Annotated in this window: 8 protein-coding genes; 5 read left to right on the plus strand and 3 right to left on the minus strand. The window is 63.5% G+C overall.

The genetic code is table 11. The features are described 5' to 3' along the window. Positions 1 to 305 precede the first annotated feature (305 nt). Together hisH and BRA62_RS02300 are read right to left on the minus strand one after the other, a co-directional pair. Complete coding sequence (gene hisH, locus BRA62_RS02295; RefSeq protein WP_292364507.1) at positions 306 to 914, minus strand: imidazole glycerol phosphate synthase subunit HisH; 609 nt, start codon at positions 912 to 914, stop codon at positions 306 to 308. Next, positions 889 to 2,298, minus strand: coding sequence for a phosphoadenosine phosphosulfate reductase family protein (locus tag BRA62_RS02300; protein WP_292364508.1), 1,410 nt, complete (start codon positions 2,296 to 2,298; stop codon positions 889 to 891). The genes hisH and BRA62_RS02300 overlap by 26 nt, the downstream gene beginning before the upstream one ends. Positions 2,299 to 2,726: 428 nt before the next feature. On the opposite strand from BRA62_RS02300, the gene BRA62_RS02305 reads away from it, so the two are divergent. After that, a complete protein-coding gene (locus BRA62_RS02305) occupies positions 2,727 to 3,023 on the plus strand; it encodes a hypothetical protein (protein ID WP_292364509.1) in 297 nt (98 codons plus the stop codon). A 355-nt stretch (positions 3,024 to 3,378) separates the two neighbouring features. Here the strand turns inward: BRA62_RS02305 and BRA62_RS02310 are convergent, their stop codons facing one another. Beyond that, positions 3,379 to 4,890: a TrkH family potassium uptake protein gene (locus BRA62_RS02310; protein ID WP_292364510.1), complete on the minus strand. Its 1,512-nt coding sequence runs from the start codon at positions 4,888 to 4,890 to the stop codon at positions 3,379 to 3,381. A gap of 464 nt (positions 4,891 to 5,354) precedes the next feature. Between BRA62_RS02310 and BRA62_RS02315 the strand changes: the two genes are divergently transcribed. The 4 genes from BRA62_RS02315 (at position 5,355) to BRA62_RS02330 (ending at position 8,331) form a co-directional block, all read left to right on the plus strand. After that, the gene (locus BRA62_RS02315) at positions 5,355 to 5,792 is read left to right on the plus strand and encodes a hypothetical protein (protein ID WP_292364511.1); all 438 of its coding nucleotides are present in this window, start codon (positions 5,355 to 5,357) and stop codon (positions 5,790 to 5,792) included. Between the two features lie 54 nt (positions 5,793 to 5,846). Beyond that, entirely contained in the window at positions 5,847 to 7,571 is a 1,725-nt protein-coding gene (locus BRA62_RS02320) for a PAS domain S-box protein (RefSeq protein ID WP_292364515.1), read from the plus strand. A gap of 288 nt (positions 7,572 to 7,859) precedes the next feature. Continuing rightward, positions 7,860 to 8,000 carry a hypothetical protein gene (locus tag BRA62_RS02325; RefSeq protein WP_292364512.1) on the plus strand — a complete coding sequence of 47 codons (141 nt, stop codon included), beginning with the start codon at positions 7,860 to 7,862 and terminating at the stop codon, positions 7,998 to 8,000. 13 nt (positions 8,001 to 8,013) lie between these two features. Beyond that, positions 8,014 to 8,331: a ferredoxin-thioredoxin reductase catalytic domain-containing protein gene (locus tag BRA62_RS02330; protein WP_292364514.1), complete on the plus strand. Its 318-nt coding sequence runs from the start codon at positions 8,014 to 8,016 to the stop codon at positions 8,329 to 8,331. The last annotated feature ends 319 nt before the right edge of the window (positions 8,332 to 8,650 follow it).

The raw sequence follows: 8,650 nt of genomic DNA on the forward strand, positions 1-8,650 counted from the left end.
ACGGTGGTCGAGCTCCGGGCGTTCCGCCCATCGCACTCCCCGTCAGCCCCACTTCGCACCTTCGGTGCTCGAACTCCGCTCCGCAGGAACGTCGTTCCCCCCATGGCGATACTCCCACGGTCCAGTGTATCGGGCTTATTGGTCGTTACGATTGTAATGTTTGCCGCACCTCGTACCTTCGGTGCTCGAGTTCCTGCCCTTCGGCCAGTCGCGTATCGAAACCTGACAGCCTCTCAACCCCGCCGCTACACCGGCACACCAAAAAAGCACCGTCCCCATCGGGGACAAAAAACCGGAACGCCCCTCTAACAGATCCGCTCGATAAAGTTCTCGAGGATCTTCAGCCCGACCGCACCGCTCTTTTCCGGGTGGAACTGGACCCCGTAGGTGAGCCCGGCGTTGACCGCCGAGGCGAAGGGGCGGATGTAGGTGGTGCTCGCAAGGGTGTGGTCTGGTGCGGCCGCCGCGTAGTAGGAGTGGACGAAGTAGACGTACTCCTCCTCGCGGAGCCCGTCAAAGAGCGGTGTCTCCCGGTCGACGCGGATGGTGTTCCACCCCATGTGGGGGACCTTCTCTCCGGCGGCCGGGACGAACCGTTTCACGTCTCCCGGTACGAGGCCGAGCCCGCGGTGGACGCCGTGCTCTTCGCTCGAGTCCATGAGCATCTGCATCCCGAGGCAGATCCCGAGGAGCGGCGTATCGCCGGCGGCGGCAAGGACGGTACCCTGCAGGCCGCCGAGCATCTCCATCCCGTCCCGGAACGCCCCCACGCCGGGGAGGACGATGCCGTCGGCCGACGCGATCGCCTCCGGGTCCGCCGTGATCGTCGCCGCTGCTCCCGCCCGCTCCAGGCCCCGCAGCACGCTCCGCAGGTTGCCGAGGCCGTAATCAATTATAACTATCTTCTTCTTCATCCGCATCTCCCCGTTTCCGCCACAGCCCGCGCTCGATCCAGTCGGGAGAGAGCCCCTGCCTCTCCTGCCACCGGGCGAGTTTGCCGTGCCACATCTCAAGGAGTTCGGGGTGGGATACCCCGATGATTGCAAACGTCGCAAGGTCGCTCGAGGGGCACATGAAGCACCCGATGCGGTCGAGCCCCCGCTCGTAGAGGCGGTTGTAGGGGGCTTTCTCGCGGAAGATGTAGAGCCAGACGTGCATCGCCGTCCACTGCTGAATGGGGGCCGCCGAGAGCTGTTGCGGGACATGGCCGTTCCGCCAGACCCGCCGGCTCTGCATCCGCCGCACCGACTCGTACTTCCGCTGCCCGATGAACGAGAGGCATTCACCCCAGTGCTCGCCGATCAGGCGGCCGACGGGGTGGAGCTTGCAGACCGTGCAGCACCAGCGGTTGTCGACGGCCGGCGGGCCGTTCTCATCGAACATCTTCCAGAACTTCTCTTCGTCGCAGACCCGGAGGACTTCGAGCCCGTAGCGTTCCGCCACCTCGTCCACATTCTCGCAGGTCTCCGGGAACTCGAGCCCCGTGTCGGCAAAGAGGAGCGGCACCGGGCCGAGCGCCTTTAAGACGACGAGCAGGGTCGCGAGGCTGTCTTTTCCGCCGGAGTAGGAGACCGTGGGCCGCTCGGGGTTCTGTTCCGCGACCTCCCGGACGAACCGGATGCTCGCGGCCTCGTAGTCCGCGAGGACCGGTTCGTTTGCCGCGACGACGTCCTCCCACGTCGCCTCGCCCGGGACACAGACCGACCGGACGTTCTTTCGCGTCCGGACGACGAGCCCCCGCTCCATCGTCCCGGCGGTGGCCGCATCGACCTTTGCCCTGCCGACGCCGATGCACTCGCCGGCCTTCGTCAGGATGAAGACTTCATCGCCTTCGGCGACGGCGGGATCGATCGAGACGAGGCCCGGTGCGAGGACGCTTGCTCCCGAATCGCGGATGGACGGGATCGCGCCGTCGTCGACGACGACGTAGCGCTTCGTCGGTTTCAGGTAAGCCGCGGCGGCAGGGCGCGGGAGGGGCTCCCAGCGCCGCTCCTCCGGGAAGTAGCGGATCGCGCCCACGACCGCGCCGCCAAGGACGATCTCGTCCATCCGGTCCTCGGCGGGAACTTTGTTGAGGAGCGCAATGTGGCCTTCCGGTATCAGCGGCGCTCCGAAATGCTCGCTGAATATTCGGTTGACCCGCTCGACATCGTCGGGAAACGCAGGGCGTGCGTCTCCCGGCGGCGTGACGGCTACCGGACGGGTCGGGGTGCCGCAGGCGCAGACCCCGGAGAGCACGGGAGCGTGGCAGGAGTCGCACCAGCGGAGCAGGATCTTTCCGAGGTAGAGGCGAGGCATTCTCATATCCGTTGGAGAGAAACGGATAAAAGTCTTGGTGTATTCCAACCTTCCCCGCAGCATTCCGCTTGAAACGGGAATTTTCCAGCCGGGAGGCTGCTCACGTCCCGCGGCAGCGTCTCGCAGCCGGTGTCGGCGGATGAGGCCGCGGGTGCGTATCGCGTTTCCCCGGAACGCGATTCTTTGGGTGTAAAGGAAGGGGGATGCGTACCATTAAATACATCCTCTGTCTCATAGTATTGTCATGTTCAATCATGTAGAATTGTGGCCGCTGCATTCGCATCGGCGTGTCACCGATTCTACGCTGGTGAAAGGAGATCCACCATATGTGCCGGGTGATTCCGTGACCCCCGTCTGCCGGCCGCTTCCGGTGAGCACCGGACGGCCTGCAGGGGGTGAGAGATATGCATGAGAGCAGGGGTGCAAAAATGGCGTCATTGCGCGTTGCAGGAAAATCGCTCCGAAAGACCGAGGTCCTGGGACTGCTCATTTTCAGCCTCATGGCGGTCGTCATGCTTGCGGTCGGTGCCGCGCTCTTCTGTGACTGGCTCGCCGAACCGGGATCGGCGCCTGCGGGGACACCGGCCGAGCTCGGGCCGATAACGGGAGGCCTCGCGGTTGCCGGCGTGATCCCGGTTGTGGCCCTCGTGATAGGTGTCGAGGTGATCGGGGGACTCTCGCTGATCGCGCTCTATATGATCTCCGGCATCAGGCGCGGGGCGTAAAGCTCCCGGCCCCCCGGCCCTTCCCGCGCTCGAGCGCCCTTTCGATCTCTTCATGGCCGGAGAGCGACAAAAACGTATGATTTCTCCTGAATCCTGGAAAAAGTGGCTGAGTGGACATAAAATTTATATCCTGACCGGTTAACATCAGATCTATCCCTCCTCGGGAAGGAGGTGTGTCACTCATGGCAAAGGAGAACAAGCCTCAGGGTAAGAAGCAGGAGAAGAAGGCGGAGAAGGTTCAGGACAAGGGCAGGAAGAACTAGGCCTTCAACCATTACATCCTCTTTTTTGGGCCGGGTATCCGGTTCGACACATCCTTCTCCCCGTTACTGCGGATCGCTCGCGACCATCGCCTTCACACCCTCCGTACCGCCCCGGCCGCCAGGGCGATGACGGGCACGATCTCCAGCCTCCCCGCCCACATAACGACGATGAAGAGCCACTTCGCCGCAGGACTCGTGCCGGGATTCATGAACCCGGTGCTGATCCCGACGTTGGCCGCGGCGGAGACGACCTCGAAGATGGCGTCGGCGGAGTCGAATCCGTCCTGCGGCGCGAGATGGAGCAGGAAGATGGTGGCGACCGCGACCATCAGGACGAAGAGCACGACGACGAGCATGCTCTTCGAGACCTCGTACTCCGGAAGGTGCTCGAGGATCGGCCGTCCGTCGTGCCGGAGCGGGGTGATCGTCCGCCAGCCGGTATGAAGCCTCTTAAACCACCAGCGAAGCATCTCAAGGCCGAGGATGATCCGGCCGAGTTTGATGCCGCCGGCGGTGCTCCCCGCCGATCCGCCGATCAGCATCAGCGCGGCAAGGACCATCACCGTCGTGCCGTACCAGCTCCCGGGGTCCGCGTTCTGGAACCCGGTGCAGGTGATGCCGCTCACGGTCATGAAGATGCCCTCCCGGAGGGCCTCGGCCGGAGCGAGGGACGAGATGGACACGAGGTCGAAGGTGACGACGGTGCACCCGGCAAGAATGAGCGCGAAGAGGAGGATCGCCTGCCGGTCCGCGAGGAGCAGAAACATCCTTTTGTAGTAGATGAGGAAGTAGAGCTTGAACGGCAGGGCCCCGGCGATCATGATCGGGACGACGAGCATCTCAAGGAACGGGCTCTCGTAGTAGAGGATGCCGGCCGTATGCACCGAAAACCCGCCGGTCGATATCGCCGTCATGACGATGTTCGCGGCATCCCAGAGGGATATGCCCGAGAGGAGGACGAGCCCGATGCCGAGGGCCGTGAGCACCAGGTAGATCCGCCACATCTCAAAGCCGGTGGCCACGACGCTCGGCATGAACGTCTCGGACCGCCCTTCCGAGCGGTAGAGTCTGAACCGGGTCAGGCCCGACCTGCCCGAGAGAGCGATGGTGAACGCGACGATCCCGAGCCCGCCCATCCACTGGGTCAGCGACCGCCAGAAGAGGATCGTCCTCGGCGTGGTATCGACAGACGGGAGGAGGGAGAGGCCCGTGCCTGTCCAGCCCGACATCGCCTCGAACACGCTGTCGGTGTAGGAGAGCCCGAGACCGAACGTATACGGCAGCGCACCTATCAGGGCGGCGGTGAGCCAGACCAGGGCGACCGTCGAGAGCGCGACGGAGAGGCGGGCTTCCCCCTCCGCCTTCGGGATACCGGCAAGCCAGACCCCGATGATACCGAACCCCGCCGGCGCCGAGGCCATCGGGAGGAGGAGATCGGTCTCGCCGTACCAGAGACCGACCAGGAGCGGGGTGCATGACACCAGCGCGATGAAGAGAAATATAAGCCCCAGCTCCGGAGCGATGATCGCAAACTGGCTGTTTGCCGCCGGCAGTATCTTTTTGCCGGAAAGCGCCGGGAGAAAATGGTTTTTGCGATGGTGCATTATCGCGCCCGATGCGGGTCTCCAGCCGCACCGCGGAGATACTTCTATCCGCTATATGTACGTTTTGATTCCGCTGCGGCTGTGCCGTGCGCCGGGACCGGTGGACTCCTCCTGCCCGTCCGGGCGGTTCCCACCGGACGCGATCCCGGGATCCTGCAGGAAACGGTGTTGCGGTCGGGAACCTCCGGATACCGGATTGCGACTGGCCGGACCGGGATGCCCTGCTTGTATCGCCGGAGTGGCGAATCCGGTGCCAACCTGTTTTATCTGGAAAATAGTATATATGTACAAAATGTATTGCCGCCGGGACGAATAACGTCTCAACGTCGTATGGGTGTGGACGCCACGGAGGCTTCCCCTGCAGAATACGTAGAGGAGAGAACGTAGGTATGCGAATATCCGGACTGGAGCTGGAGTGGTAGATGAAGAGCATGTCCAATGCGTCCCCGGCAGTTCTGCTGCGGATGTTACAGGATGCCGACCCTGCTTCTGACCCCCGGGCGTGGGAGAAGTTAAAAGCCGGCATCGATGCCCTGCTCGCCGAGAACCGGGATCTTGCCGCCCGAAACGTCCGGACAGAGCTGGAGCGCGATGCGCTCTTCGCCGCCGTAGGCAGGCAGGGGATCGTCTACGACGCCGACGGCGGGGTGATCGTGGCGGGTCCGGGCGACGAAAACCGGATAGCCCGGTCACTTTCGGGGATGCAGGATGCGCCGCTCCGCTATCCCGACGGCAGGCCGGTTAGGCCCGAGGACCTTCCCGGGCACCGGGCACTCAGGGGAGAGACGCTTGAGTCCTGCCGGTTCGTCATCCCTGACCCCGGGGACGAGGAGACCCACGTTACCGTATCCGCCTCGCCCATCGTGACCGGGGAGACGATCTCCGGTGCCGTCGTCACCTAGCAGGACGTCACCGGGGAAGAAAAGACCCGCCGCCGCCTCGCGGAGGCGAATACCCTGCTTGAGGGGCTGTTTGAGAGCCTCGGCGACATCGTCGGCGTCCAGTTGCCGGACCATACGATCCTGCGCTACAACCGTGCCGGCTACGAGATGCTCGGGATGACGCCGGAGGAGGTGAAAGGGCGGAAGTGCTACGAACTCATCGGGCGGACCGGGCCCTGCGCGGTCTGCGCGACGGATCTTGCGCTCGCGAGTAGAAAGCAGGAGGTTGTCGAGAAGTTCGTGCCCGAACTCGGCCGTTACCTGGAATGCCGCTCAAGCCCGATCCTCGACGAACAGGGGGAAGTGGCGTTAATCGTCGAGCAGCTCTACGATATCACCGACCGGAAGCGTGCCGAGGAGGAGCGCCGGGAGAGCGAGGCGACGGCCCGCGCTCTCCTCGACGCTCCCGAAGAGACGATCGTTCTCCTCGATACGGAAGGCAGGCTTATCGACGTCAACGAGACGGCGACCCGGCGGTTTGCGCTCTCCCGTGAGGACCTCCTCGGCACGAATGTATGTGATCTTCTCCCGCCGGACATGGCGGAGACGTACGCGGCCCGCTTCCACGAGGTCGCCGCCTCAGGCAAGGCCGCACGGTTCGAAGATACATGGGAAGGGCGCCTGTACGACGCCGTTCTCTACCCGGTCGGGGACGCAAACGGTGCCGTCGCCCGGATCGCGGTCATTACGAGGGATATCACCGATGTGAAGCGGGCGGAAGATGCCCTGCGGAAGCGGACGCAGGACCTGAACGAGCGGATAAAAGAACTTTCGACCCTTTACGCGGTATCACGCATCATCGAGCGGCCGGGGATCTCGCTTGACGCAATCTTCCGCGACGCCGTTCTGGTGCTCCCTTTGGGCTGGCAGTACCCGGAGGACACCGTCGCCAGGATCACGGTACGCGGGCGCGAGTACAGGACGGAGCGGTTCCGGGAGACGCCCTGGCGGCAGGCGTCTCCGATCGTCGCCCACGCCGAGACGGTCGGGACGGTGGAGGTCTGCTACCTCCGCGAGATGCCCGAGGAGGACGAAGGCCCGTTCCTCGCCGAAGAGCGGTCGCTGATAGATACTATCGCCGGACGTCTCGGGAGGACGGTGGAGCGGTTCCAGGCGCGGGACTCCCTCGAAAAGAGCGAATCACAGTTCCGGGAGATCACGCAGCAGAGTTTCGATATGATCTATACCTGCTACCACGAGGGCGGGATCGCCTACATCTCCCCGGCGGTGATGAGGATCCTCGGCTATACCCCGGACGAACTCATCGGCCGCAAGTGCCGCGACTACGTCGCCCCCTCGTCCCTCCCCGTGTGGGAAGAGGGACGGAAGAGGATAGCCCGGGGCGAGCCGGTCGAGGGGCTCGAGATTGAGTTCCGCCGCAAAGACGGGTCCGTGGCGTTCCTCGAGCTGAACGAATCCCCGATCGTCCGTGACCGGTCGGTGATCGGGGTTCACGTGGTCGGCAGGGACATCACCGAGCGCAAGCAGAACGAGCAGCTCCGGCAGCAGGCGTTCGAGCAGATCGAGCGGAACATCGAGCAGTTCGCGATCCTCGGCGACCACATACGCCAGCCGCTCCAGGTGATCCTCGGCATGACCGAACTGCTTGAGGAGGGGACGGCCGTAGAGAAGATCCGGGAGCAGGTCGAGCGGATCAACAGTTATGTCCGGGAGCTCGACAGGGGCTGGATCGAGTCGAGGCAGGTCCGGGAGTTCCTCAGGAAGCACGAGCTGGCGTGAGGGAAAAAGGGATATCCGGCGCAACGGTAAATATTGCACCGTGCTCCTTGCACGGAGGAGCGGCCCTGTGCCGCTCCTCAGACGGTCCACGCCGCTCCGTCATCGGTGACCCGGTAGACGATCCAGTTCCCCTGCGCCTCGCCGGCGATCAACCCGGCCACCCCCGGCTATACACCGAATGCCGCCGTGCCTGCATCTCCTTCAACTCTTTTTGGAACCAGAACCTTTATGTGATAACGTTGCCTACCTTGTTTCAAATAATGTTGAAACAGAGTGGAGCGTACCGCTATGACAGACGACACCGACAAAAACCGGAAGGAAGGCCTCGCCGGAAGGATTAAGAGGCTCCTTGCGCCGGAGAGCGACTGCGGCTGCTGCTGCGGCGGCATGAAGGTTGTGCCGAAGAAGACGGACGAGAAGAAGGAGTGACCGGAAGCGGAGCATGGCAGACGAACCGACGGCCCTGACCGAAGATGAACTGGTCGACGAGATCGGTGCCTGGGCGGAGGAGTACGCCCGCGAACACGATCTCGTGCTCAACCCGGACGAACGGGTCAGAAACGCCGTCATCCGGGGGCTTGCCAGAAACCAGCTCCGTTACGGCAGACGCTACTGCCCCTGCCGCATCCGGAAAGGCGTGCCGGAAGAAGACGCGAAGATTGCCTGCCCCTGCGTCTACCACCTGGACGAGATCGCCGGCGAAGGAAAGTGCCACTGCAACCTCTTCTTCCGGAAGGATGCAGTAGGACAGGAGGAATAGGGATGGCCGACCCGATGCTCTGGGACGGAGCGGAACTCTGGGTGCTGCTGGCGGCCGTTATCGCCTTCATGTTCGGCGTGCCCCTCCTGATACGGATGGGGAAAACGGCAGTTATAGCCGAATACAGCCGTCAATGCATGCCGCCGGCGGAGGGCGAGCGAATGAACACAGATATCATCGGGGTCGCCGTCCCTCGCCGGCGTGGCGTTCCAGGCCCTTGCCGCCATCCGAATGAACATCCCGCATGAGAACATCGAACTACATAGAAAGGAACAGACAATGATTGACATACTCATAGGCGCTCTTGCGTCGGGGCTCG

The sequence above is a fragment of the Methanoculleus sp. UBA208 genome (genome assembly GCF_002498065.1).
GTDB lineage: Archaea > Halobacteriota > Methanomicrobia > Methanomicrobiales > Methanoculleaceae > Methanoculleus.

Excerpts from the sequence above, each read along its gene's own strand:
- hisH (WP_292364507.1), bottom strand. The coding sequence starts at position 914 with ATGAAGAAGAAGATAGTTATAATTGATTACGGCCTCGGCAACCTGCGG.
- BRA62_RS02300 (WP_292364508.1), bottom strand. The coding sequence starts at position 2,298 with ATGCCTCGCCTCTACCTCGGAAAGATCCTGCTCCGCTGGTGCGACTCC.
- BRA62_RS02305 (WP_292364509.1), top strand. The coding sequence starts at position 2,727 with ATGGCGTCATTGCGCGTTGCAGGAAAATCGCTCCGAAAGACCGAGGTC.
- BRA62_RS02310 (WP_292364510.1), bottom strand. The coding sequence starts at position 4,890 with ATGCACCATCGCAAAAACCATTTTCTCCCGGCGCTTTCCGGCAAAAAG.
- BRA62_RS02315 (WP_292364511.1), top strand. The coding sequence starts at position 5,355 with ATGTTACAGGATGCCGACCCTGCTTCTGACCCCCGGGCGTGGGAGAAG.
- BRA62_RS02325 (WP_292364512.1), top strand. The coding sequence starts at position 7,860 with ATGACAGACGACACCGACAAAAACCGGAAGGAAGGCCTCGCCGGAAGG.
- BRA62_RS02330 (WP_292364514.1), top strand. The coding sequence starts at position 8,014 with ATGGCAGACGAACCGACGGCCCTGACCGAAGATGAACTGGTCGACGAG.